The organism is Pseudorhodoplanes sp., from assembly GCF_035565795.1.
Taxonomy (GTDB): domain Bacteria; phylum Pseudomonadota; class Alphaproteobacteria; order Rhizobiales; family Xanthobacteraceae; genus Pseudorhodoplanes.
The window spans coordinates 1-23909 of record NZ_DATMRV010000137.1 but is presented as its reverse complement, the minus strand read 5'-3'; the positions used below and the strand labels follow the sequence as shown (position 1 = coordinate 23909).

Annotated in this window: 25 protein-coding genes and 4 pseudogenes; 19 read left to right on the top strand and 10 right to left on the bottom strand. The window is 65.8% G+C overall.

The window, feature by feature from the left end; genetic code table 11:
* Positions 1 to 101: 101 nt before the first annotated feature.
* The 16 genes and pseudogenes from VNZ93_RS13075 to VNZ93_RS13000 all read left to right on the top strand — a co-directional run bounded on the left by VNZ93_RS13075 (position 102) and on the right by VNZ93_RS13000 (position 13569).
* Positions 102 to 527, top strand: coding sequence for a cupin domain-containing protein (locus VNZ93_RS13075; RefSeq protein ID WP_325705466.1), 426 nt, complete (start codon positions 102 to 104; stop codon positions 525 to 527).
* Positions 439 to 789: a LysR substrate-binding domain-containing protein gene (locus tag VNZ93_RS13070; RefSeq protein WP_325705463.1), complete on the top strand. Its 351-nt coding sequence runs from the start codon at positions 439 to 441 to the stop codon at positions 787 to 789. Before VNZ93_RS13075 ends, VNZ93_RS13070 begins: the two co-directional genes overlap by 89 nt.
* 300 nt (positions 790 to 1089) lie before the next feature.
* Positions 1090 to 3081 carry a conjugal transfer protein TraG gene (locus tag VNZ93_RS13065; protein ID WP_325705461.1) on the top strand — a complete coding sequence of 664 codons (1992 nt, stop codon included), beginning with the start codon at positions 1090 to 1092 and terminating at the stop codon, positions 3079 to 3081.
* 10 nt (positions 3082 to 3091) lie between these two features.
* The gene (locus tag VNZ93_RS13060; RefSeq protein ID WP_325705456.1) at positions 3092 to 3541 is read left to right on the top strand and encodes a CopG family transcriptional regulator; all 450 of its coding nucleotides are present in this window, start codon (positions 3092 to 3094) and stop codon (positions 3539 to 3541) included.
* Between the two features lie 153 nt (positions 3542 to 3694).
* Positions 3695 to 4675 (top strand): P-type conjugative transfer ATPase TrbB, encoded by a 981-nt coding sequence (gene trbB / locus VNZ93_RS13055; protein WP_325705453.1) that lies wholly within the window; start codon positions 3695 to 3697, stop codon positions 4673 to 4675.
* Positions 4672 to 5004 (top strand): TrbC/VirB2 family protein, encoded by a 333-nt coding sequence (locus tag VNZ93_RS13050; protein WP_325705450.1) that lies wholly within the window; start codon positions 4672 to 4674, stop codon positions 5002 to 5004. Before trbB ends, VNZ93_RS13050 begins: the two co-directional genes overlap by 4 nt.
* Positions 5004 to 5285: a VirB3 family type IV secretion system protein gene (locus VNZ93_RS13045; protein ID WP_325705447.1), complete on the top strand. Its 282-nt coding sequence runs from the start codon at positions 5004 to 5006 to the stop codon at positions 5283 to 5285. The genes VNZ93_RS13050 and VNZ93_RS13045 overlap by 1 nt, the downstream gene beginning before the upstream one ends.
* A gap of 10 nt (positions 5286 to 5295) precedes the next feature.
* Positions 5296 to 7779, top strand: a complete 2484-nt coding sequence (gene trbE / locus VNZ93_RS13040) for a conjugal transfer protein TrbE (protein WP_325705444.1) — start codon at positions 5296 to 5298, stop codon at positions 7777 to 7779.
* Positions 7776 to 8495: pseudogene (gene trbJ, locus VNZ93_RS13035) on the top strand (P-type conjugative transfer protein TrbJ); the annotation flags it as partial. The gene trbE and the pseudogene trbJ, both read left to right, overlap by 4 nt.
* A pseudogene (locus VNZ93_RS13030) lies at positions 8480 to 8677 on the top strand (VirB8/TrbF family protein); the annotation flags it as partial. The pseudogenes trbJ and VNZ93_RS13030, both read left to right, overlap by 16 nt.
* Positions 8674 to 9690, top strand: coding sequence for a P-type conjugative transfer protein TrbG (gene trbG / locus VNZ93_RS13025; protein ID WP_325705441.1), 1017 nt, complete (start codon positions 8674 to 8676; stop codon positions 9688 to 9690). The pseudogene VNZ93_RS13030 and the gene trbG (VNZ93_RS13025), both read left to right, overlap by 4 nt.
* The gene (locus tag VNZ93_RS13020) at positions 9687 to 10826 is read left to right on the top strand and encodes a TrbI/VirB10 family protein (RefSeq protein WP_325705438.1); all 1140 of its coding nucleotides are present in this window, start codon (positions 9687 to 9689) and stop codon (positions 10824 to 10826) included. The genes trbG (VNZ93_RS13025) and VNZ93_RS13020 overlap by 4 nt, the downstream gene beginning before the upstream one ends.
* A gap of 2 nt (positions 10827 to 10828) precedes the next feature.
* Complete coding sequence (locus VNZ93_RS13015; RefSeq protein ID WP_325705436.1) at positions 10829 to 11050, top strand: DUF2274 domain-containing protein; 222 nt, start codon at positions 10829 to 10831, stop codon at positions 11048 to 11050.
* Positions 11051 to 11189: 139 nt separating this feature from the next.
* Positions 11190 to 11504: a hypothetical protein gene (locus VNZ93_RS13010; protein WP_325705433.1), complete on the top strand. Its 315-nt coding sequence runs from the start codon at positions 11190 to 11192 to the stop codon at positions 11502 to 11504.
* Between the two features lie 20 nt (positions 11505 to 11524).
* Positions 11525 to 11914, top strand: a complete 390-nt coding sequence (locus tag VNZ93_RS13005; protein ID WP_325705430.1) for a helix-turn-helix domain-containing protein — start codon at positions 11525 to 11527, stop codon at positions 11912 to 11914.
* Positions 11911 to 13569, top strand: a complete 1659-nt coding sequence (locus VNZ93_RS13000; RefSeq protein WP_325705428.1) for a recombinase family protein — start codon at positions 11911 to 11913, stop codon at positions 13567 to 13569. The genes VNZ93_RS13005 and VNZ93_RS13000 overlap by 4 nt, the downstream gene beginning before the upstream one ends.
* 160 nt (positions 13570 to 13729) lie before the next feature.
* Here the strand turns inward: VNZ93_RS13000 and VNZ93_RS12995 are convergent, their stop codons facing one another.
* From VNZ93_RS12995 to VNZ93_RS12985, 3 genes are all read right to left on the bottom strand, one after another.
* Positions 13730 to 14260, bottom strand: coding sequence for an RES family NAD+ phosphorylase (locus tag VNZ93_RS12995; RefSeq protein ID WP_325705426.1), 531 nt, complete (start codon positions 14258 to 14260; stop codon positions 13730 to 13732).
* Entirely contained in the window at positions 14257 to 14664 is a 408-nt protein-coding gene (locus VNZ93_RS12990; protein WP_325705424.1) for an antitoxin Xre/MbcA/ParS toxin-binding domain-containing protein, read from the bottom strand. Before VNZ93_RS12990 ends, VNZ93_RS12995 begins: the two co-directional genes overlap by 4 nt.
* Before the next feature lie 129 nt (positions 14665 to 14793).
* A complete protein-coding gene (locus VNZ93_RS12985) occupies positions 14794 to 15132 on the bottom strand; it encodes a hypothetical protein (RefSeq protein ID WP_325705421.1) in 339 nt (112 codons plus the stop codon).
* A 92-nt stretch (positions 15133 to 15224) separates the two neighbouring features.
* On the opposite strand from VNZ93_RS12985, the gene VNZ93_RS12980 reads away from it, so the two are divergent.
* From VNZ93_RS12980 to VNZ93_RS12970, 3 genes are read left to right on the top strand one after another with little or no spacing between them, the layout of a single operon-like run.
* A complete protein-coding gene (locus VNZ93_RS12980) occupies positions 15225 to 16814 on the top strand; it encodes a recombinase family protein (protein WP_414710065.1) in 1590 nt (529 codons plus the stop codon).
* Positions 16811 to 17710, top strand: a complete 900-nt coding sequence (locus tag VNZ93_RS12975; protein ID WP_325705418.1) for a plasmid partitioning protein RepB C-terminal domain-containing protein — start codon at positions 16811 to 16813, stop codon at positions 17708 to 17710. The genes VNZ93_RS12980 and VNZ93_RS12975 overlap by 4 nt, the downstream gene beginning before the upstream one ends.
* A complete protein-coding gene (locus VNZ93_RS12970; protein WP_325705416.1) occupies positions 17707 to 18612 on the top strand; it encodes a plasmid partitioning protein RepB C-terminal domain-containing protein in 906 nt (301 codons plus the stop codon). The genes VNZ93_RS12975 and VNZ93_RS12970 overlap by 4 nt, the downstream gene beginning before the upstream one ends.
* A 342-nt stretch (positions 18613 to 18954) precedes the next feature.
* On the opposite strand, the gene VNZ93_RS12965 is transcribed toward VNZ93_RS12970, so the two are convergent.
* From VNZ93_RS12965 to VNZ93_RS12935, 7 genes and pseudogenes are all read right to left on the bottom strand, one after another.
* The gene (locus VNZ93_RS12965) at positions 18955 to 19176 is read right to left on the bottom strand and encodes a helix-turn-helix transcriptional regulator (protein ID WP_066659480.1); all 222 of its coding nucleotides are present in this window, start codon (positions 19174 to 19176) and stop codon (positions 18955 to 18957) included.
* On the bottom strand, positions 19169 to 19408 hold the full coding sequence (locus VNZ93_RS12960) for a DUF2274 domain-containing protein (RefSeq protein ID WP_325705410.1): 240 nt from the start codon (positions 19406 to 19408) through the stop codon (positions 19169 to 19171). The genes VNZ93_RS12965 and VNZ93_RS12960 overlap by 8 nt, the downstream gene beginning before the upstream one ends.
* A gap of 7 nt (positions 19409 to 19415) precedes the next feature.
* Positions 19416 to 20630, bottom strand: a complete 1215-nt coding sequence (locus VNZ93_RS12955) for a TrbI/VirB10 family protein (protein ID WP_325705408.1) — start codon at positions 20628 to 20630, stop codon at positions 19416 to 19418.
* The gene (trbG, locus tag VNZ93_RS12950; protein WP_325705405.1) at positions 20627 to 21466 is read right to left on the bottom strand and encodes a P-type conjugative transfer protein TrbG; all 840 of its coding nucleotides are present in this window, start codon (positions 21464 to 21466) and stop codon (positions 20627 to 20629) included. The genes VNZ93_RS12955 and trbG (VNZ93_RS12950) overlap by 4 nt, the downstream gene beginning before the upstream one ends.
* A gap of 119 nt (positions 21467 to 21585) precedes the next feature.
* A pseudogene (trbF, locus tag VNZ93_RS12945) lies at positions 21586 to 22263 on the bottom strand (conjugal transfer protein TrbF); the annotation flags it as partial.
* A 3-nt stretch (positions 22264 to 22266) separates the two neighbouring features.
* The gene (gene trbL / locus VNZ93_RS12940) at positions 22267 to 23568 is read right to left on the bottom strand and encodes a P-type conjugative transfer protein TrbL (RefSeq protein WP_325705403.1); all 1302 of its coding nucleotides are present in this window, start codon (positions 23566 to 23568) and stop codon (positions 22267 to 22269) included.
* 115 nt (positions 23569 to 23683) lie between these two features.
* Positions 23684 to 23909 (bottom strand): annotated as a pseudogene (locus VNZ93_RS12935) (P-type conjugative transfer protein TrbJ); the annotation flags it as partial.

Sequence of the window (23909 nt, the reverse complement as noted above, 5' to 3'; positions counted from 1 at the left end):
CAAACGATGGAAGTCGTCAGCCCCGAAGATATGCAGCGGCGGTGGAATGATGAGACGGGCGCCTGAGGCGAGCCCGCAGCAGGATCGGAAAGGAACCGGCGATGGACAGAGTTCAGAAGACGGAGGAGGTCATCCTGCTGGCGGCGGATGAAGGGCGCAGATACGGCATGGGCGACCTGACCGCGATCTTCAAGGTCGACGAAGCCGAAAGCGGCTGCCGATACTCGGTCTCCGAATGGCTTCTCGACCCCGGCTTCGAAGGCGTGGGACCGCATAGTCACCAAGCCAATGAGGAACTGTTCCACGTGCTGGACGGCGAGCCCGAAATCCTGATCGGCGACTCCTGGACCGTGGTAGCCAAGGGCACGTTCGTGCGCATACTGGCACAGACTATGCACGATTTTCACAATCGCAGGTCACGCCCGGTGAGACTGCGTCATGCGGCTTCGGGCCAACAGACTGGACCTGACATTCATGGCGGGTGCGCCCGAATTTCCCGAATGCCATGTAAGACCGATATGGAGTGAACGGCTTCTCGTCGCGCTTCTCGCGCGCCATCCGCTTCGTGATGGGACAGGCGTAACTTGGGCCGATCTGGCGGGCGACACTTTCATAGTGCGGCATTGCGGCACCGGGCCGCAGGTGCATGACCACATTGTCACGCGCCTTGTCGGCAACGCACAGGATCTGTCGATTCTGCGCTTTGAAGTTGATCGTATCACGCTTCTGTCGAAGGTTGCGCAGGGTTATGGCGTCACCATTGCCGGCGAAGCGACAACGCTCCTGTAAGCGCCCGGCGTGACGTTCCTGCGGATCCTCGACGAACCCGAACCGATGCCTTTTCCGCGATCTGGCCCCTCACAATCGCAGTCCGGCTATCTGAAGCCTTCTCGACCTTGCGCGTCGAATGAGTCGATCGGGCCAGTCGGCATGAATTGTTCGCCAATCCCTACCTCCTATTCCCGCTTCGACCCATCCTATTTGCCGCCGATAGTATCCGGCGGCCCTCCGGCATCCTCTTTCCTGTTGCCTCCCGCGAAAACGCCCATTCTCTGAACGGCTCCGTCTCTCTTTTCGACTGGAGCCCGTATGCGCGGAGGCAGAATCCTATGGGGGCAAATCGCCGTCGTCTTCACCATCGTTCTGGTGATGACGTGGGCCGCGACGCAATGGGTAGCCTTCCGCCTCGGCTTCCAACCGCAACTTGGCAATGCCTGGTTCGAGCTGGCGGGCCTGCCCGTCTATTATCCGCCTGCCTTCCTCTGGTGGTGGTTTTCCTTCGACGCCTATGCGCCGGGCATCTTCATGGAGGGCGGCATCATCGCCATGTCAGGCGGCTTTCTCGCCATCGCCGCCGCCATCCTCATGTCGATCATTCGGGCGCGGGAAGCGCGCAACGTCGCCACCTACGGATCGGCGCGGTGGGCCGAGGACAAGGAAATCCGCGCGGCCGGATTGCTCGGCCCCGATGGCGTCGTGCTCGGCAGGCATAGCCATGACTATTTGCGTCACAATGGTCCCGAGCATGTCTTATGTTTCGCCCCGACGCGCAGCGGCAAAGGTGTCGGGCTGGTCGTTCCCAGCCTCTTGACCTGGCCCGGCTCCGTCATCGTCCACGACATCAAGGGGGAAAACTGGACGCTCACAGCCGGCTTCCGGGCGAAGCACGGCCGCGTCCTGCTGTTCGATCCCACCAATGCGAAATCCGCCGCCTACAACCCGCTGCTGGAGGTGCGGCAGGGCGAATGGGAAGTCCGCGACGTTCAGAATATAGCGGATATTCTGGTCGATCCCGAAGGGAGCTTGGACAAGCGCAACCATTGGGAAAAGACCAGCCATAGCTTGCTTGTCGGCGCGATCCTGCACGTCCTCTACGCGGAGAAGGACAAGACGCTGGCGGGCGTCGCCAACTTCCTGTCCGACCCGCGCCGCCCGGTGGAAGCCACCTTGCGCGCGATGATGGATACGCCGCACCTGGGCGAAGCCGGCGTTCATCCCGTCATCGCGTCGTCGGCGCGCGAGTTGCTGAACAAGAGCGAGAACGAACGCAGCGGCGTGCTGTCCACCGCCATGTCGTTCTTGGGCCTATACCGTGATCCCGTCGTCGCGCGGGTAACATCGCGCTGCGACTGGCGCATTGCCGATCTGGTCGGCAGCAAGGAGCCGGTCAGTCTCTACCTCGTCGTCCCGCCATCCGACATCAACCGCACCAAGCCCCTCATAAGGCTCATCCTCAACCAAGTCGGCCGCCGGTTGACCGAGGATTTGAGCACGTCCGGCAAGCGCCATCGCCTCTTGTTGATGCTGGACGAGTTTCCGGCCCTCGGCCGCCTGGATTTCTTTGAATCCGCGCTCGCCTTCATGGCCGGCTACGGGATCAAATCCTTCTTGATCGCGCAGAGCCTCAACCAGATCGAGAAGGCTTACAGCGTCAATAACAGCGTCCTGGACAACTGCCACGTCCGCGTTGCCTTCGCCGCGAACGACGAGAGGACCGCGAAACGGATCAGCGATGCACTCGGCACCGCGACCGAAATGCGCGACTCCACCAATTATGCCGGCCATCGACTGGCCCCATGGTTGGGCCACCTCATGGTCTCGCGGCAGGAGACCGCGCGGCCGCTGCTGACGCCGGGCGAAGTGATGCAGCTTCCGCCCACCGACGAAATCGTCATGGTCGCGGGAACGCCGCCGATCCGGGCCAGCAAGGCGCGCTACTTCGGGGATGCGCGGTTCATGGAACGCATCCTGCCGCCGCCCGATCCGGCCGCGGGCGCAGCCGTCGCGCCGATGCCGCTGTCCGACGACTGGACGAGCCGCATTGTCGCGCCGGAAAGCCCAGCCGCTGCAAACCCGGCGGACGAGACCGGGGGCGATCCCGCAAACGCCGGCATCCGCCGCGAGCCGGAATTGCCCGACCATGAGGAAGTCGTTCCGCCGCCTTCGCCGCCGGCGCAGGAGTTCGAGCTGCTGGACGACGAGCCGGACATTGATGCGGCCAAGGCCCGCGCAATGCGCCAGCGCATGCGGATGGTCGCCCGCCAGGTCTCCATGAATCCCGACGATGGGATTGAACTTTGAGGACACGCCCATGCCTACCCGAACCCGCATGAACGTCTATTTCGACCCGGACCTGCTCAAGCAGGTCAAGGCGCTGGCGCTGCGCCGCAAGGTCTCGCAATCCACCATCATCGAAGCTGCCGTTGCATCTTTCCTGACCGGCGATTCCGCCGAACAGCTCGAAGCCGCCATGTCGCGCCGCCTGGATAAGCTCGGCCGCCAGATCGACACGCTTGACGAAGATCTCGCCGTGCTCGGCGAGACCGTCTCGCTGTTCGTCCAATTCTGGCTGACCTTCGCTCCGCCAATGTCGGAAGGCGCACAGGCCGCCGCCCGCACGAAAGGCTTGGAACGGTTCGAGGGCTTCATGCAGACGCTCGGCCGGCGACTGGCGACGGGCGACAGGTTCCTCAAGGAATTGTCGCGCGACATCGAATCGCCGCCCGCCGATTCGCTTCCGGCGGACGCCGCCCGCGACTAACCCTGAAACGGCAACCCATCCTATTTGCCGCCGATGGCCGCCGATCACCGCCGCCGCTTAGATAGTTGTTGAGTCGGCCCAAAATCAGGTTCTTTTAATCGACCCCGATCCGGGGACCGCCTGTCGCGCGCCCCGAGAAGAAGCGGGGCCGACATGACCACCAACCATCATAGACCGGAAGCCATCGCGCGCGGCGCACGCATGCTGCGCACGGCGCTCGGCCCGGCCATCGCCCAGCTTCTCGAAGACCCCATCGTGGTCGAGGTGATGCTGAATCCCGACGGCCGCCTTTGGGTGGACCGCCTGTCCGAAGGGCTGGCCGATACCGGCGAGCGCCTGTCCGCCGCCGATGGCGAACGCATCGTTCGGCTCGTCGCCCATCATGTCGGCGCGGAGGTTCACGCGCGCAATCCTCGCGTTTCCGCCGAGCTGCCCGAGAGCGGCGAACGGTTCGAGGGTTTGCTGCCGCCCGTCGTCGCCGCACCGGCCTTCGCCATCCGCAAGCCGGCCAGCATCGTGTTCACCCTGGACGACTATGTGGCGGCCGGCATCATGACCGCCGATCAGGCCGCGACGTTGCGCGCCGCCGTTGCATCCCGCGCCAATATCCTGGTCGCCGGCGGCACCAGCACCGGCAAGACGACCTTGACCAACGCGATCCTGGCCGAAGTCGCCAAGACGGCGGATCGCGTCGTCATCATCGAGGACACGCGGGAACTGCAATGCGCCGCGCCGAACGTGGTGGCGATGCGGACCAAGGATGGCATCGCTTCCCTGTCCGATCTGGTGCGGTCCTCGCTGCGCCTGCGTCCCGACCGCATCCCCATCGGAGAGGTGCGCGGCGCGGAAGCGCTCGACCTGCTCAAAGCATGGTCAACCGGCCATCCCGGCGGCATCGGCACGATTCACGCCGGCTCCGGCATCGGCGCGCTGCGCAGGCTGGAACAGCTCATTCTAGAGGCTGTCGTCACCGTCCCTCGCGCGCTCATCGGCGAGACCATCGACCTTGTTGCCGTCCTTGCCGGTCGCGGTTCCGCGCGCCGGTTGGCCGAACTCGCCCGCGTCGAGGGTCTTGGGCCGGATGGTGACTATCGCATCACCCCCGCAACCAGCCCGAAAGGAGACCCCGAATGATCCATCACGCCTTGCGTCTGCGCCGCCAGCTCGCCACGGCCGCCGCCGTCACCACCGTCAGTCTGTTCATGGCCCCGGCCGCCTATGCGTCCGGTTCGTCGATGCCGTGGGAAGCGCCCCTTCAAAGCATCCTCCAGTCCATTGAGGGGCCGGTCGCCAAAATTATCGCGGTCATTATCATCATCGTGACCGGCTTAACCCTCGCGTTCGGCGATACGAGCGGTGGGTTCAGGCGATTGATTCAGATCGTTTTCGGTCTGTCGATTGCCTTCGCCGCATCGAGCTTCTTCCTGTCGTTCTTTTCGTTCGGCGGCGGGGCGCTCATCTGATGGCGGGCGGCCTCGAACAGCTCGACGCGGTGCCGGGCTTCACCGTCCCGGTCCACCGGGCGCTGACCGAGCAGATTTTGCTCGGCGGCGCACCGCGCTCCATTGCCATCATGAACGGGACGCTGGCGGGGGCCGTGGGCCTCGGCCTGCGTCTCTGGCTGGTCGGCCTCGCCATCTGGGCCATCGGCCATTTCGCCGCCGTATGGGCGGCGAAGCGCGATCCCCAATTCGCCGAGGTCGGGCGGCGGCATCTGCGCGTCCCCGGTCATCTGACGGTGTGAGGGCGCGACCATGATGAACCTTGCCGAATACCGCCGCACCGCCTCGCGCCTCGCCGACTATCTGCCCTGGGCGGCGCTGGTCAGCGCGGGCGTCGTCTTGAACAAGGACGGCAGCTTTCAGAGGACCGCGAAGTTTCGCGGTCCCGATCTGGATTCCGCCGTCGCCGCCGAGCTGGTCGCCGTCGCCGGCCGCATCAACAACGCCGTGCGCCGTCTCGGCTCGGGCTGGAGCATCTTTGTCGAGGCGCAGCGCAATCCGGCCGCGACCTATCCCGACAGCATTTTTCCCGACGCCGCGTCCGCGCTGGTCGATGCCGAGCGCAAGGCGGCGTTCGAGGAAGCCGGCGCGCATTTCGTTTCCGGTTACTTCCTCACCTTCCTCTATCTGCCGCCCGCCGAGGAAGCCGCCCGCGCCGAAACCTGGCTCTACGAGGGCCGCGACAAGGCCGGCGTGGACCCTTGGGAAATCCTGCGCGGCTTCATCGACCGCACCGACCGCGTGCTGGCGCTTCTGGATGGTTTCATGCCCGAGTGCCGTTGGCTCGATGACGGCCAGACGTTCACCTACCTCCATTCTACCATCTCGACCAACCGGCATCGCGTGCGCGTGCCGGAAGTGCCGATGTATCTGGACGCGCTGTTGGCGGACCAGCCGCTGACCGGCGGGCTGGAGCCGCGCCTTAGCGACGCACATCTGCGCGTCCTGACCATCGTGGGATTCCCGACCGCCACGACGCCGGGCCTCTTGGACGAAATGAACCGCCTGCCTTTCCCCTACAGGTGGAGCACGCGCGCCATTCTGCTCGACAAGACGGACGCCACCCGGTTGCTCACCAAAATTCGCCGCCAGTGGTTTGCGAAGCGAAAGAGCGTCGCGGCGATTCTGAAAGAGGTGATGACCAACGAGGCATCCGCCCTGGTGGACACCGACGCCGCCAACAAGGCGCTCGACGCCGACATGGCGTTGCAGGAACTCGGCGCGGACGTGACGGGCATGGCCTATGTCACCGCGACCGTCACGGTTTGGGATGCCGATCCGCGCCTAGCCGACGAGAAATTGCGGCTGGTCGAGAAGATCGTTCAGGGCCGTGACTTCACCGCCATGCCCGAAACGGTCAACGCGGTCGATGCCTGGCTCGGCTCGATCCCCGGCCATGCCTACGCCAACGTGCGGCAACCGCCCATCAGCACATTGAATCTCGCCCACATGATCCCGCTTTCGGCGGTGTGGGCGGGGCCGGAACGGGATGACCATCTCGGTGCGCCCCCCTTGCTCTACGGCAAGACCGAGGGAAGCACCCCGTTCCGGTTGTCATTGCATGTCGGCGACGTGGGCCACACCCTTGTCGTCGGCCCCACAGGCGCGGGCAAGAGCGTCTTGCTCGCCCTCATGGCGCTCCAGTTCCGGCGCTATGCCGGCTCGCAGGTGTTTGCCTTCGATTTCGGCGGCAGCATCCGCGCCGCCGCGCTCGCCATGGAAGGCGATTGGCACGACCTGGGCGGCGGGCTGACCGATGGGGCAGAGGCGTCCGTCTCGCTCCAGCCGCTTGCACGTATCCACGACACCTATGAACGCGCCTGGGCGGCCGACTGGATCACCACGATCCTCATGCGCGAGGGGCTGACCATCACGCCCGAGGTGAAGGAATATCTTTGGACGGCGCTGACCTCGCTCGCGTCCGCGCCGGTCGAGGAACGGACCATCACCGGCTTGAGCGTGCTGCTCCAGTCGAACAATCTCAAACATGCACTTCGACCCTATTGCATCGGCGGCGCTTATGGCCGGTTGCTCGATGCCGAAAGCGAACAGCTCGGCGCGGCCGATGTGCAAGCCTTCGAGATCGAGGGGCTTGTCGGCAGCGGCGCGGCTCCGGCCGTCCTGTCCTATCTTTTCCATCGCATCGGCGACCGGCTCGACGGCCGCCCGACGCTGCTCATCATAGATGAAGGCTGGCTTGCGCTGGACGACGAGGGTTTCGCTGGCCAGCTACGCGAATGGCTGAAAACGCTGCGTAAGAAAAACGCATCGGTCATCTTCGCCACGCAAAGCCTGTCCGACATCGACGGCAGCAACATCGCGCCCGCCATTATCGAAAGCTGCCCGACGCGGCTCCTGCTGCCGAACGAGCGGGCCATAGAGCCGCAAATCACCGCCATCTATCGCCGCTTCGGGCTGAATGACAGGCAGATTGAGCTTGTCGCCCGCGCGACACCGAAACGCGAATATTATTGTCAATCGCGGCGCGGCAACAGGCTGTTCGAGCTGGGCCTGTCCGAAGTCGGCCTCGCGCTCTGCGCCGCATCCGCCAAATCCGACCAGACCGAAATCGCGCGCATCTTTGCCGAACACGGCCGCGCCGGATTCCTTGCGGCCTGGCTGCGTCATCGCGGCGTCGATTGGGCGGCCGACCTCATCCCCAACCTCACCATTCTTGCCGACCGGCCGGAATCCGCCGTGCCGGACGGCCCCACAGCAAAGGAGAGCCTTCCATGATCCGTATTCCCGTTTCCCGCATCGCCGGCGCATCCATGATCGCGCTGACGCTCGCCGTTCCCGTCGCCCTGTCGCCGATGCTGGCAAGCCCGGCGCAGGCGCAGCTCTTTGGCTTCGGCCGCATCGTGTTCGACCCGTCCAACTATGCCGAAAACGTCCTCACCGCCGCGCGGACGCTGGAGCAGATCAACAATCAGATCCAGAGCCTTCAGAACGAGGCGCAGATGCTCATCAATCAGGCCCGCAATCTTGCGAGCCTGCCATATTCGTCGCTCCAGACGCTTCAACAGAACGTCCAGCGCACCCAGCAGCTTTTGGGGCAGGCCCAGAACATCGCGTTCGAGGTCAGCCAGATCGACCAGGCGTTCCAGCAGCAATATGGCAACGTCTCCCTGTCGGCCACCGACCAGCAGCTTGTCGCCGATGCACGCTCGCGCTGGGAAAATACCGTCTCCGGCCTACAGGACGCGATGCGGGTGCAGGCGGGTGTCGTCGGCAATATCGACGCCAACCGCGCCGAAATGGCCGCGCTTGTCGGCCAGAGCCAGGGCGCGACCGGCGCGCTGCAAGCCACGCAGGCTGGCAATCAGCTTCTGGCGCTGCAAAGCCAGCAGCTTTCGGACCTCATCGCGCTCATGTCGGCCAATGGCCGGGCCGAAGCGCTGATCGAAGCCGAGCGCGCCACGGCCGCCGAACAGGGATCCGCGCGTCGCAAAATTCCTTCCGCGTGGCCTGGACTGAACGGCACTACGAGAACGGCCAGCTCTCCACGACCGAGCGATGGACCGCGATCCTGACCGTCGTGATCCAGCCCCCGCGCGACGCCGAACGGCTGCGCGCGAACCCGCTGGGAATTTACGTCAACGCAATCAACTGGTCGCGGGAGATGAGCCAATGACCGGCACGACTTTCCGTAAAGCCGCGTTTCCGGCTTTCCGTAAACCCGCCTTCGCGGCTTTGCTGCTTTCGGCGACGATGTTGGCGGGCTGCGCCACCAACCGGACGCCCCAATTCAGCTATGACGCCGACGTGCCGCCGCTGCCGACCGTGAGGACCACCGCCGCCAGCGACACGCCCCGGCCGCTGCACACGCCCCCGGCCTGGACCGTCGCGCGGGGCGGCACGGCCGCCGCGACGCCGGCAGGCCGTGTCGAGAACGCCAATGCAGCCGCCCGCGTCGAGCCGCGACGCGAGGGCTACTACAACGCGATCCAGATTTATCCGTGGTCCGAAGGCGCGCTCTATCAGGTCTATGCCGCAGTCGGACAGATCACGACCATCGCGCTGGAGCCGGGCGAGAGCCTGACCGGCGCGGGGCCGATCGCGGCGGGCGACACCGCCCGCTGGGTGATCGGCGACACCGAGAGCGGCAGCGGGCCGACCCGGCGTGTGCATGTTCTGGTCAAGCCGACCCGCCCGGACATTTCGACCAATCTGGTCATAACGACGAACCGTCGCATCTACATGATCGAGCTGCGCGCCCGCGATGCGCTCTACATGCCCGCCGTCGCGTGGGCCTATCCCGCACCCCCGGCCGGGCAGGGTCAGGCCGTTCCGACCGCCCCGGTTATCCCGGCCGAATCTGCCCGCAATTATCGCTATGGCCTGACTGGCGACAATCCGCCCTGGCGGCCGATCTCCGTCTTCGATGACGGAAGGCGCGTTTATGTGGTGTTCCCGCGTGGCATCGTCCAAGGCGAAATGCCGCCGATATTCGTGCTCGGCAACGATGGCGAACCGCAGATCGTCAACAGCCGCATCCACCAGAACGTCCTGATAGTTGACCGCCTGTTCGGCGCGGCGGAACTGCGCCTTGGCAGCGGCAACCGCCAGCAGACCGTCAGGATCGTCCGCGTCGAGCAAAGGCAGGCCGCCGCTCGACCTGCCGCCACCGGAGACTCCCCCTCATGAGCGAGAACAGCACCATCATGGACACCACCGCGCCGATGCGGCTGCGCGCAGAACCGCCGCGCGTGACGCGCCTGTCGCGCAAGATGCTGGCAAGCGTCGGAGCGGTCGCGTTGCTCGGCATCGGCGGCGCGCTCATCTATGCGCTCCAGACCCGCGACGGGGGGCCGGGCGGCGAAGAACTCTATTCGACCGAGAACCGCCCCACGGCGGACGGTCTTGCCGGCCTGCCGCGCGACTACACCGGCCCGGTCCTCGGGCCGCCATTGCCCGGCGATCTCGGCCGTCCGATCCTCGACGCACAGAACCGGGGACAGCCGGTCGCGCCGCCGGTCATGGCGACGCCTGCCGTCGATCCCGACGAACAGCGCCGTCTCGCCGAGGAAGAAGCCGCGCGCCTCAGCAATGTGTTCTTTCAGTCCGGCCCGCGCACAGGGGGAACCGCCGGCACGGCCATGCCGGGTGTGGCGGGAATCGGCGCACAGCCGGACGGGACGGGGCAGAATCGTCACACCGCTTTCCTCAGCGGCCCGGTGGACCGCCAGACCGTCGCCCCGGATCGCGTCGCGCCGTCGGCATCGCCCTACATTCTTCAGGCGGGCGCGGTCATTCCGGCCGCGCTCATCACCGGCATCCGGTCGGACCTGCCGGGCCAGATCACGGCGCAAGTGACCGAAAACGTCTATGATAGCCCGACCGGCGCGCTGCTCCTGATCCCGCAGGGGACGCGGATCATCGGCCAGTATGACGACGGCGTGACCTTCGGCCAGCGCAGGGTGCTCTTGGTGTGGAACCGGCTGATCCTGCCGGGCGGCCGGTCCATCGTGCTGGAGCGCCTGCCGGGCGCGGACGCTTCGGGCTATGCGGGCCTTGAGGACGGCGTTGACTACCATTGGTGGGATCTGATGAAGGCCGCCGGTCTGTCCACCCTGCTTGCAGTCGGGGCCGAACTGGCGACCAGCAACGAGGACCGGCTTATTCGCGCTATCCGCGACGGCGCGCAGGATACCGTCAATCAGGCAGGTCAGCAGATCGTCCAGCGCCAGTTGCAGGTCGCGCCGACGCTGACGATACGACCGGGTTTCCCGGTCAGGATCATCGTTACCCGCGACCTGGTATTCGAGAACGCGGGAGGCTGACCATGACGAAACTGAAACTCGGCCCCATCATCGAGGACAAGCCGGTGAAAGCCACCGTGGAGCTGCCGGGGCCGCTTCACCGTGATCTCGTCGCCTATGCCGAGGTGCTGGCCCGCGAGAGCGGCCAGCCCGTCGCCGATCCCTTCAAGCTCATCGTGCCGATGCTGGAGCGCTTCATCGCCACGGATCGCGGCTTCGCCAAGGCCCGGCGCAACTCCGGCTGATTTGTCGCCTTGCAAAGAGGGGGTGCCGCCAACGCACCCCCTTAAATGCGGCACGCTACAGACCGCCTATCGCCCTCCATGCTTCGCCTAATTCCGGGGCTTCCAGCCGCCCGGAATCCCGCGAACCACGGAGGATTCCATGTGCGCCAAACGCCGTTCCGCCCAACGGGGCCGACCACGACAGCCGGTCCCGCGAGAGCTTCCCGATGACCTCTACGACTATGACGACGATCCCGCGCCGCGCATCAGTCCGGCGCGCGGTAGCCCGTCCCATGTCTTCGATGTCGAGAAGCTGCCCGTCATAGACGACTGGCCCGACGAAGTGCCGATCACCGAGGCCGAGATTCAGGTGTTCGAGCGCTGGTTTGCCGACGTTTTCGATGAAATGTTCGGCTCGCTCGACCCCGTTCCCGGCTTTGCAAACCTATCTCGTGATGATAGGGATATGGAGTAATTTGAGCGCCGGGATTTGCCATGACCACGCTGAAAGTCGGGATCGCCGACCCCGAAGAAATGAAGGCCCGCACCATGCGGATCGCCAGAGGCGAGGAACAGTCCGCACCCGGCGAACCGACCGTCTGGTTCGCGTCCACGGAATCGTTCGCCCGGCTTTTGTCGGCGAGCAATCGGGAATTGCTGCGCGTCATCCATGAGCAGGAACCCGGCTCGCTGGAGGAACTGGCGCAGATCACCGGCCGCGCTGGCCCCAATATCTCACGCACGCTCAAAAAAATGGAGGGTTGCGGCCTGGTCCGCATGGAGAAGGGCAAGGGCCTCAAGCTGGTTCCCAAGGTCATCCATGACCGTGTGGAGCTGGTCCTGCCCTTGTTCGACCGCCGCAAAAAGAAAGGAACCCGCAAATGAACGCTCAATCGCCCACCATCGCCTTGCGGGCCGCCCTTTATCTGCGCGTCTCGACCCCGCGTCAGGCCGAGCATGACGTGTCGATCCCCGATCAGCGCAAGCAGGGCGAAGCGTGGTGCGCCTCGCGCGGTTATCAGCTTGTCGAAACCTTCGTGGAGCCGGGCAACACCGCCACCAACGACCGCCGGCCCGAGTTTCAGCGTATGATAGAGGCCGGCACCTCCAAGCCCGCACCGTTCGACGTGGTGCTGGTTCACAGCTTCTCGCGCTTCTTCCGCGACGCCTTCGACATGGAATACTACTACCGGAAGCTCGCCAAGAACGGCGTCCGGCTCGTTTCCATCACCCAGGAGCTTGGGGACGATCCGATCCATGACATGATGCGTCGGATCATGGCGTTGTTCGATGAATACCAGTCCAAGGAGAACGCCAAGCACGTCACGCGCGCCTTGAAGGAGAACGCGCGTCAAGGCTTCTGGAACGGCGCGCTGCCGCCTATCGGCTATCGCATCGCGGCCGCGGAACAACGCGGCGCGAAGACCAAGAAGAAGCTGGAAATCGACCCGCTGCACGCCGACACCATCCGGCTCATCTACCGTCTCGCCCTTGAGGGCGAGGGCGATAGCGGCCAGATGGGCGTCAAGGCCATCGTCACATATCTCAATCGCAAGGGCATCTTCACCCGCGACGGCGGGCGTTGGGGCATCGGGCAGGTTCACCGTGTCCTGACACGGCGCACCTATATCGGCGAGCACGAGTGGGGAAAGCGGAGCAAGCACGGCGACCCGCAATCGCCCGACAACATCGTCATCGTCCCGGTTCCGCCGATCATCGATCGGGAGACGTTCGACGCGGTGCAGAAGCTCTTACAGGCCCGCAATCCCAAGACCGAACTGCCCGCGCGTGTCGTGATCGGGCCGACCCTGCTGACCGGCATCTGCTTTTGCGAGAAGTGCGGTGGGGCCATGACCATCCGCACCGGCAAGAGCGGCCGCTATCGCTACTATGCCTGCTCGATCAAGGCTCGGCAGGGTGAAACCGGCTGCAAGGGCCGGGCGATCCCCATGGACAAGCTCGACAACATGGTGGTCAGCCATATCGAGGAACGCCTGCTCGATCCCGACCGGCTGGAGAAGCTGCTTGGCAGCGTTCTCGGCCGCCGCTCCGATCAGGCCGAGCGCCGCCGCCAGCACATCGCCGAATTGCAGCGCCGGGCGGCCGAATCGGAATTGCGCCTCAAGCGCCTCTACGACGCCATAGAGGCAGGCGTTGCCGATCTGGACGACCCGGCGCTTGCGGAGCGCATCGCCGGCCTCAAGGTGATCCGCGACCAGGCGAGGGTCGATGCCGACCGGGCGCAGGCGCTGCTCGAAAGCCCCGGCCATAGTTCCATCAGTCCCGCCATGATCCAAGGTTTCGCCCGCCGGGCGCGCGAGCGCATCCGGGACACGGAAGGCGGCTATCGGCGGGATCATCTGCGCGCCCTGGCGCAGCGCGTCGAGGTCGCCGACGACGCAATTCGCATCATGGGATCAAAGACGGAGCTGCTAAGGACGCTTATTGCTGGCCAAGGGCGGCTATCGGCGGCGATTGGCGTGCCCAGAGGCGGACTGAAATGGCGGAGCGGGAGGGATTCGAACTCAGGCGCTAAGTAGTTGTTTTGAAACAGCCCGAATTCGTCATCGCCCGCCGGATACCACGAAAAGTACCATGGCGACTTTTCGTCTGAAACCAACGCCTTGCAGGCTCAGTTCGACTCCCGCCATGGTATTCGAACCCACGATACATTTCAAGATTCGGCCGCCCCTCGCCGGGTCAGGTCTCGGTAGTCTGCCAGGAGAGCTGGTTCTTCGGCAGGCGGCCGCTCGGATCATAGACGACAACCCGGCGCGGCAGGTCCGGACCCCAGTCCCATAGCACCAGGTTCCGGTTCGCCTCGGTCGCCCCGGGAACGAAGCTCGGCACGATGATCCCGCTATGGCCTTCCGCGCGCAGGCGGTCGGCGACCAGCCAGGACGGGGCGTCGCGGTTCGCCCGCAGGCACGTCAGCCATCCGCAGGCCAGGTCGTCCAAGGGGACATCGTGCTCCTGGCGGCCTGCCTCGTTGCTGAGATCGGCGATGCCCTCGCAGCCGACGTCATATTCGCACATCGTCAGCGGCTGCAGGCGGTGGCTGAAGCCCTGGGTGCATTCGCCGACGGCCGTCATGATATCGAGCGCGAGATAGAGAGTCGGCTGGCCCTTGCGGTTGAATCGCCCGCCGGTGATCGCCGCGCCCTCGCCGGAGAGCGGCGTGAACGACCAGGCGGGGTCATGGCCGCGATAGCAGCGCCCCGTGAACCTCAAGCAAATCCGCCGAGCGCGAGATGGTCAAGATAGTCCCGCACGGCACCCGCCTTGCCGGACTTGACCAGCGCCTCCGGCGTGCGGCCATCGAGCGCGGGGATCGGCTGCGAGCGATACCAGGCCATGGCCTGCGCCTCGCCGCCCGCCCAGTCGCGCACGCGGCTGATGATCTCGAGCACTTCGGTCACGCGCGTCTGCGTGCGGGGCGCGGCGCGCCGATCCGACTTCGAGATGGTCGCGACGCCGAGCCCCGCGGTCTCCGCGAGCTGGCCCTTGGTCATGCGGAATGCGTTTGCGACACGCTCCACGTCGACCATCCCGCTCTTGTCCATGAATCCGGCGACGAAGGGTGAGCCGGCACGACGACCTTGTCGCGAGGTCCGTTTTACCTGTGCTTGAGACATGTCTCAATCTCCGTCCCGATTCTCGGACAGATAATGGGACATAGTCAGTACAAATTCAAGTGCATCCGGCTTCGGCGCCACAGCTCACCATGCGGTGCGATGCGCAGACGATCCTCGTGCAGAATCTGCTTATTCGCCTCCCAGGAGCGCGGCCAGTTCGAGCAGCTTGACCCGCACCGTGCCCAGATCGAGCGCGATGCGCAAATCCCCGCGGCCGGCCGCCACGAGAATGGCCCAGAGCACCTGATCGGAGTGCCGGGCCAGCGACACAAGATGATTGCCCTTCGGCACATGGGTTGCCGCCAGCCAGTGCTTGACCGTGCGCTCGCTGGCCCCCGTCCAGCCCATCGCGGTCTTCGTGGCCCGGTGACTTGCCCCCAGCTCGGCAAGCAGCGCCTGCGATATCATGCTCGCCAGATCGGTCTCGTCGCCCTCGGAATGCAACTTCTTGCCCGTTTTCGGAAACATCTTTCCATTCCTTTCCCGCTATGTCGTCAAGCGTGCGGGACAAGTCCTGCGCTCACACCATCTCTAGGAATCGTCAGGCGCGCGGCCGCACGATGAACAGTGAGGTCCGGTGCTTGGAGAGTTGGCTAGACCCGCAGACCCAGCGTCCAGACGAACCGACGGCGATACGGGCCGCGGAGTATGTCCGGATGTCCACCGACCATCAGAGATATTCCACAGAGAACCAGGCGGAGGCCATTCGCCACTACGCCACCATCCGTGGCTTCTCGATCGTCCGGACCTACGCTGACGAAGGCAAGAGCGGGCTTCGCCTCGACGGCCGTGACGCTCTCAAGCGCCTCATAGAAGACGTCAGTGCCGGAACGGCTGATTTCCAGGCGATCCTCGTCTACGACGTCAGCCGCTGGGGTCGTTTCCAGGATGCCGACGAGAGCGCCTATTACGAATATATCTGCCGCCGCGCCGGAATCGCCGTTCACTATTGCGCCGAGCAATTCGAGAATGACGGCAGCCCGATCTCGACGATCGTCAAGGGCGTCAAGCGCGCCATGGCGGGCGAATATAGCCGGGAGCTGTCCGCCAAGGTCTTCGCCGGTCAATGCCGGCTGATCGAGCTCGGCTTCAGGCAGGGCGGCCCGGCCGGGTTCGGGCTGCGACGCGTCCTTGTGGATCAGACCGGAGCGATCAAGGGGGGACTCGAACGCGGCGAGCAGAAGAGCATCCAGACGGATCGCGTCGTACTGGCGCCGGGCCCCGACAACGAAACCGCTATCGTGCGCGAAATCTATCGTGCCTTCGTGCATGACCGGCGCTGCGAGCGCGACATTGCCAATGCGCTCAACGATCGCGGCCTTGTCACGGACCTTGGGCGCCCCTGGACGCGCGGCGCCGTCCACCAGGTGCTCATCAACGAGAAGTACATCGGCAACAACGTCTGGAACCGCGTCTCCTTCAAGCTGAAGAAGAAGCGGGTCCGCAACGATCCGGGAATGTGGATCCGGGCGGAGGACGCCTTTCCGGCGATCATCGACAAGGGGCTGTTCGAGGCGGCGCAGACAATCATCCGCGAGCGTGCCTTCCGGCTGAGCGACGATGAAATGCTAGATGCCCTGCGGAACCTGTTCCACGCCCAGGGCCTGCTTTCCGGGCTGATCATAGACGAGACCGAAGGATTGCCGTCGAGCAGCAGCTACCGCGCCCGGTTCGGAAGCCTGCTGAGAGCATATAGCCTGGTCGGCTATCGTCCCAGGCGCGATTATCGCTACATCGCCATCAATCGGGCGCTTCGGCGAATGCACCCCAATGTCATCGACGAGGTTTCCGAAGGGTTCGCCGCGGTAGGCGCGCATGTGGCACGCGGCGCCGACGACGACCTCCTTACGATCAACGGCGAGCTCAGCATTTCCGTCGTCATTGCACGGTGTCGGCAAACGCAGGCGGGGTCGCTGCGATGGAATCTCCGCTTCGATACCGGCGTCATGCCCGACATCACCATTGCCGTCCGCATGGACCGCGCAAACGAGCGGCCGCTCGACTTCTATCTCTTTCCCCGGATCGATCGCGCCAGCGCCGATGTGCGGCTTGCCGAGGAAAACGGGCTGTCGCTCGACGCCTACCGCTTCGACACGCTCGATCCGCTGTATCATCTGGCCGAACGCATTCGCATCCCGGAGGCGGCATGACGATCCCCAGCCATCCTGGGCAAATGGCCTCGATCCCGATCGAGCGTATCCAGGTGCTCAATCCGCGAACACGCAATCGCCGCCACCATCGGGAGATTGTCGACAATATCGACACCGTCGGGCTGAAACGTCCGGTGACGGTGCGACGGCGCCCGGGCGAGAATGGCGATACATTCGACCTGATCTGCGGCGAAGGACGACTGGAAGCGTTCCGGATGCTCGGCGCCGAGGAAATCCCGGCGATCGTCATCGAAGCGGATGACGATGACTGCCTCGTGATGAGCCTGGTCGAGAACATAGCTCGTCGTCAGCACCGTCCCATCGACATCATGCACGAGATCGGGTCGTTGCGCCGGCGTGGATACAATGATGCCCAGATCGCGGAAAAGATTGGCTGCACTCCGAGCTGGGCGAACATGGTCGGAGTCCTGCTGGAACGCGGGGAAGAGCGCCTGCTTGCAGCCGTCGAGACGGGGCTCATTCCCGTAAGTCTCGCGGTCGACATAGCCCGGGCCGAAACCGAAGACGCCCAGAGCCTGCTCCTGGAGGCCTATGAGGGCGGGAAGCTGAAGGGCAAGAAGCTCGGCGCGGTGCGGAGGATGCTCGACCAGCGGATGCGCCAGCGCAAAGGCGTTCCCGACAGCGGCCTGGGGCGACGGTCGGGGCGACGGCACATCACGGCAACGGAGATGATGCGGTTCTACCAGCAGGAAGCCGAAAAGCAGCGCATGCTGGTGAAGAAGTCCGATTTCGCCCAGGCACGCCTTCTCTTCGTGATCGAAGCGCTGAAGGATCTCGTCAGCGAGGATGGATTCAGCACGCTGCTTCGCGCGGAAGGACTCGACTCGATGCCGCGAGCACTGGCCTCCCGCGTGTATGGGAAGGCCGCGTCATGACGGGGCGCGGTCCGGTCAAGCTTTCGTTCGAGGACGAAACCAGGCGGATTCCGCTTTCCGACCTGATCGCGCTCAAGACGCTTCGCGCGGGCGTGAAGGAGAGCAAGAAATATGCCCAGATTCTGAGTTCGGTGCGCGCGATCGGTCTCGTCGAAGCGCCGGTGGTCACTCCCAACCCGAGTGATGTCGGGCGATACTTCCTCCTCGACGGACAGTTGCGGGTCGAAGCGCTCAGGGACCTGGGAGCGACTGAGGTGGAGTGCATCATCTCCACGGATGACGAGAGCTACACCTACAACAAGCGGATCAATCGCCTCGCGGCAATACAGGAGCACAGGATGATCCGCCGCGCGATCGAGCGTGGCGCGCCGGAGGATAAGATAGCCGAGGCGCTGGGGCTCGAGGTCGCCTCGATCCACCGGCGCTCGCGCATGTTGAACGGGATATGCCGCGAGGCGATCGAGATCCTGAAGGACGCGCCCTGCCCCATCGCGGTCTTCGACATTCTCCGACGGATGTCGTCGATCCGGCAGATCGAGGTCGCCGAGTTCATGATCGGACAGAACAACTTCACGGTCGTGCTTGCCAAGGCCGCGCTTGCGGCCACGCCGGAAAGCCAGCTGGTGAAGGTGCCGGCAAAACGCCCTGCGTCGGTCTCCAGCGAACAGATTGCACGAATGGAGCGGGAGCTCGCGAGCCTGCAAATGCAGGTGAAGTCGGTGGAGGACCGCTATGGCGTCGACAACCTGCACCTGACGGTGGCCCGTGCCTACATTCGCACGCTGCTTGGAAACGATCGCGTCGCACGGTGGATATCGCAGCACCGGCCAGAATATCTCAACGAGCTCCAGGCAATCGGCGAGATCGAGACGATCGCCCCATTGCCGGAAGCGGCGGAATGACCTGACGATGGGGACCCGGACCCGATAAGCGCGGGGACCGCGGGAGACGCCGCACGGTGGGGCGGATCGAGCGCGGTGGCGGGAATGGCGGCGAACCCGCACGGAGCCCGCTAGGCTGGCAGTCATAGGCTGGCCGATTTGGAGGGGCGTGCTTGCGAATGGCACGCCCCTCCGTGCGGTTGGCCCGAGGTCGTTGGCATTCTTGTCGATCGTTGTTCGCGGCGTGTTGTCGGCAAAGCCGGAAGGTGTCCACACGTGGTCTGGGTCGCGCTGCATGCGGTCGGCGATTGCTTGGCGTGATCAGGTCATGTCCGAAATCTGCATACGAGTTTCGGACATTAATCAGATTTTCCTGCGTTTCCCCTCGAACCCATCCTTCACGTCGTCGATCCAGGCGACGACCTCGCGTTCGCTCCACCGCGATGCGAAGGGCGAGATCTTGTAGGGACGGGGAAACCGTCCGTGCTTGATCATGTCGTAGATCATCGACTTGCCGAGCCCCACGCGGCGGCAGACCTCGGCCAGCTTGAGAAAGCGTTCCGGCGGCTCCGGGAACTCAGCCATTGCCCCGCCCAGCCTTGTACATCGTCTCGCGCGCCTTGGCGAAGGCGCGGTCGCCGTCGAGGAACGAGCGGAGCATGCACGGAACAAGGTCTGTCACGGCCTCCGATTGGCCGTAGGTCGCGCGATAGACCTCCGCATAATCGGCAAGCGCCTGGTTGAGATCGGGCGTGATGCTGATCGTGAGCTTGACCGGCGTGCGGTCGGGCAGTTTCGGGAGCTTGAGCTCGGGCATGGGTCACCTATTCGACGGGAGGGGCGAGCACGAGATCGCGATGCACGACAAGCCGAACCGGCGTGCCGGGCCGGACGGTGATCGTCGGCTGGATCTGCAGGTTGCGCGAAGTGATCTGGTCGCCGGCGCGCGCGACATTCTGCTGCGTCGACTCCCGGATCGCCTGCACCAGGTCGCTCTCGCCGGAGAAGGTCAGGTTCGAGCCGACGCCGAGCACCGTCGAGATCGCCACGCCCTTGAGGAGCGCCCAGGTGTGGAAATCGACCTTGTCCTCGAGACCGGCATACCCTGCCGGGTCGGCCGCCGGCACGTTCTCGATCCGCAGCGAACGGCCGTCCGGGAATATGATCCGCTGCCAGACGACCAGCGCGCGCCTCTGGCCGAATGCCACGACGGAATCGTAAGTGCCGATGAGGCGCGCGCCCTGCGGGATGAGCAGGATGCGACCCGTCGCGCTGTCGAATACGCGCTCGGTGACCTGCGCGGTGACAAGGCCGGGCAGATCGGACCTCAGGCCCGTGATCAGGCTGGCGGCGATGACGCTGCCGGCCGACAGCATATAGGGCGATGCCGCGGGGCGGACCGCATGCGGATTGATATCGCCGCCGCGGTCCTGCGCCAACACGAAGTCCGCCTTGCGCTGTTGTGCGTTGGGATCGCGGTCCGGATCCAGCGCGACGCGCGACGCATCGGCAGCGCTCTGCGGGGCGGCAGCGGCAGGCGACGCAGGCGCCGCCTCCCCTGCAGCGGTTCGGCTTCCCGCCTGCACGAGCACCGGGGATTCGCGTGCGGCCTTTCGTTCGGCGGCGGCCTGCTCACGCGCCGTCTGTGCGGCCTGCTCGGCCGCCGTCGCCTGCGGCGGCGTGCCTTCAGCCGCGATCGCCTGCTGGTGCTTGAGGATGGGACGGCCGAGATCGCCCGGGAGCGGCGGACCGAGCTGCGGCGCATCGCCGTAGCTGTTGGGAAGCGCGCTCAGCGCGTCGCTCGGCGCCTTTGCCGGCTCGGCAAGGTCGTTCTGCTCGCCGACTAGCTGGAGGCTTCGGGGCTTGAGCGCGAGCCAGGCGGTCACGGCCAACACGACGATGGCGCCCGCAGCCAGCGCCAGGATAAGGCCGCGCTTGAAGCGGATCGCCGGTGCGGGGCGCGCCCGCAGCACGAGCGTTTCCGGATCGACCTTGGCCGGCGCGGCGGCTTGGGGAGTGGTGGCGGCAGCCTCGGTCATCGCGCCCTCCTGCCGGTCCGGCTGATGCGCACGACCTGCTGACGCTTCGTGCCGAGGCGGAGCTCTGCCGTGTCGAACAGCCGGTCGACGACATAATAGCGGCCCCGCAGCCGGTAGTTGACGAGCTGGGCTTCACCCCGCTCGTCGACCAGGAACAGCGGCGGCGCTTCACCGACTGCGATGGAGAGCGGGAATTCGATGAATGTCTGCCGCCCGTCGTCGAACGCGCGCAGCGGGCGCCAGTGGGGCCGGTCTCCCGAGATCTCGTATCCGAAGCTGAGCCGCTCGATCTCCAGCCCCGCCGCGACCGGCGCGGCGGCCGCGGCGGCCTCCTGCGCGCGCCGGACGGCGAGCAGCTCGTCCTGCGGATAGCTCCACGACAGCGCGGCCATTGCAGGCCCGGGCGTGCTGGCCAGGGCAACATGGTAGGTCCGCCGGTCGGTCGTGATCACCAGGTTGGTGCTGAGGCCGGCGGAGAACGGCTTCACGAGCACGTGGATGCGCTTCTCGGCGCCCGTGCCGCTGCTCGTGTCGCCGATCACCCAGCGGACGGTGTCGCCGCTGGCGACGGCCACCAGGTTCTCGCCCGGCTGCAGCGCAATGTCGGTCACGCGCTCGGGTGCGGTGTAGGCGCGGTAGATCGTCCCCTCGGAGTAGGGATAGACGGCGGTGGCATTCACGAAGTCGGGACGCCCGGGCTCCAGGGTGGCGCCTGAGTTGGCGGCTCGGACCGCGGCGACGCCGCGTTGCGATCGGACCTCGGGCGTCTGGGCCGATGCGGTGATCGGGACGATCGTGGCTGCGGCAAGCGCAGCAAGGACAAGCTGACGGTTCATTGCCGGTTCTCCGTGGCGGTGGGGGATGGCGGCTCGAGCGCCAGGCTCGGGTCGAGCGGGGATCCGAGCGGCACGCTCGGCGATTGCGCCGGCGTGGGCGGCGGCGCGGGGGTGGGCTCGAGCTCGCGGCTCCAGTCGATCGCGTCGACGTAGAGGCCGAGCGGATTGCGCCGGAGCGTCTCGGCGTTGGTCGGAGGCCGCTGCACCACGGTCAGGATGCCGGTCCAGCTGGACGTTCCGGTGCGCACCCCGCGCTCGAACGCCGTTTCGGTCCACTTGACCTGGAAGGAGCTGTCGGAGGCACGGACGACGCTCGTCACCTGCACCGAGACCGTCTTTTCGCCGACGCTGCCGAAGGGATCGGCGACGCGCGCATAGTCGCCGAGGAATTGTGCGCCGCGCCGGGTGACGAAGTCATAGGCCGACAGCCAGTCGCGGCGCATGAGGACAGGGTCGAGCGAGACCGACCGGACCTTCTCGATGAAGCGCGCAAGATGCCAGGCAACCTGCGCATCGGTCGGTTGGTAGTCGCGCTCGGCCTCGCTGACCGCCCGGGCTTCGCCGAGCCGGTCGACCGCGACGACGTAGGGCACGACCTTGCTCTGGAGGGACTGCCAGACGAGCGCGGCCGACATGGCGGTCGTCAGGAACAGGCCGCCGAACGCCATGAGCCGCCAGTTGCGAGCCTGGACGCGGGCCGACCCGATACGGTCGTCCCATGCCTGCCCTGCCCGCTGGTACGGTGTCTCGGGCTCGGGCGTGTGCCCATAACGCTGGACGCTTCGCTTGAAGCGCATGGCTCAGTCCTCCTTTTCCTTGATGTCGGGGTTGGCCGAGGCGCCGCCGCGGTCGCCCTCCCTCAATGCCTGGAGCGCGATGTGGCGGTGGTGCCGGGCATCCTGCTGGCGGCGAAGCGACCGTGCCCACGCGGGCGCGGCCTCTGCGCCCGTGCCTGGCGGCGACGTCTCGCCGCCGGTGCCGGCGAGCGCGGACCATGCGGCGGCGCGCCCGGATTTTGCTGCTTGCCTCAGGCCGAAGGCCGAGCCCGCTGTTTGGCGCGCGGCGCCGGCCGTCGCCTGGGCAACGCCCTTGAGGCCCGCGCCGACACTTGCGGAGCCTGATGTCTCCTGCCCCAGCTTGTATGCGGTGGACGCGGCCGAGCCCATGGCGGTGCCGGCGCGGACGGCGCCGAGCGCGCCGGCACCGGCAAGGCGCGCGGCACCCAGCGCAGCGCCGCCGCCGAGCGCCACCACGCCTGCCGCGCCCAGGGTCGTGCCGACGGCCGCACCCGCGCCGAGCTGCGGCGCGCCGGCGACCAGCCCGGATGCGATGCCTGGGCCGAAGATGCCGAGGCCGAACAGCGAGAGCGCGCCGAGCGCTAGGCTCATCGCCTGTCCGAGGTCGGGCTCCTGGCCTTGGAGCGAGGTCGTGAACTCGGCGAAGAAGCTCGAACCGATGCCGACGATGACGGCGAGCACCATCACCTTGATGCCCGAGGAAACGACGTTGCCGAGCACGCGCTCGGCGAGAAAGCTGGTCCGGTTCCACAGCGCGAACGGCACGAGGATGAAGCCGGCTAGCGCGGTCAGCTTGAACTCGATGATCGTCACGAACATCTGCACGGCGAGGATGAAGAAGGCGAGGATGACGATCGCCCAGGAGAACAGCAGCACCGCGATTGTCAGGAAGTTCTCGAAGAAGCTGATGAAGCCCATCATGCTCGATGCCTGGTCGAGCAGCGGCCAGGCCGCCGAATAGCCGGTGGCGGCAAGGCGGCCGGGCCTCAGCAGGTCGTCGGCGCCCAGCGCTCCGCCACCCGCGGTCAGGCCGGCTTGCGCGAACGACCGGAAGATGATGTCGGCGAGTGTCGAGAAATTGCCGAGGATCAGCGCGAAGGCGCCGACGTAGAGGATCTTCTTGAGGAAGCGTCCGAGTACGTCCTGCTCGCCCCCCATCGCCCAGAACAGCCCGGCGAGCGTGATGTCGATGCCGATCAGCGTTGTGGTGAGGAACGCCACGTCGGGCCCAAGCAGCCCGAACCCGCTGTCGATGTAGCGGATGAAGGCTTCCATGAACCGGTCGATGACGTTGAGGTCCTGCACGTGGGTCTTTCCTCTTCGAAGGGAGGGGTGCCGCGGGACGTGGCGGGGGAGCTCGAACCACGCCCCGCGGCGACGGCGGCGGGGGCGAAACCGCCGCCGCCTCGGGCCGGCGCGCCTATTGGGGCGTGTAGGCGGAGCCGGACCCGAGGAACTTCCTGGTGGCGAGGCGTCCTTCAGCCTCGGCCTGCGCGCGGCGTGCCGCTTCGGCCGCCTCGGCGCGGAACTGGGCAGCCATCAGGTTCTGGACCTGGAGCTGCTGCTTGGCGGTGAGCGCGAGCAGCTGGTTGGTGGCCTGCTGCGCCTGCAGCGCACCTTCAGCGCCCTGGCTCTTGGCCACGATC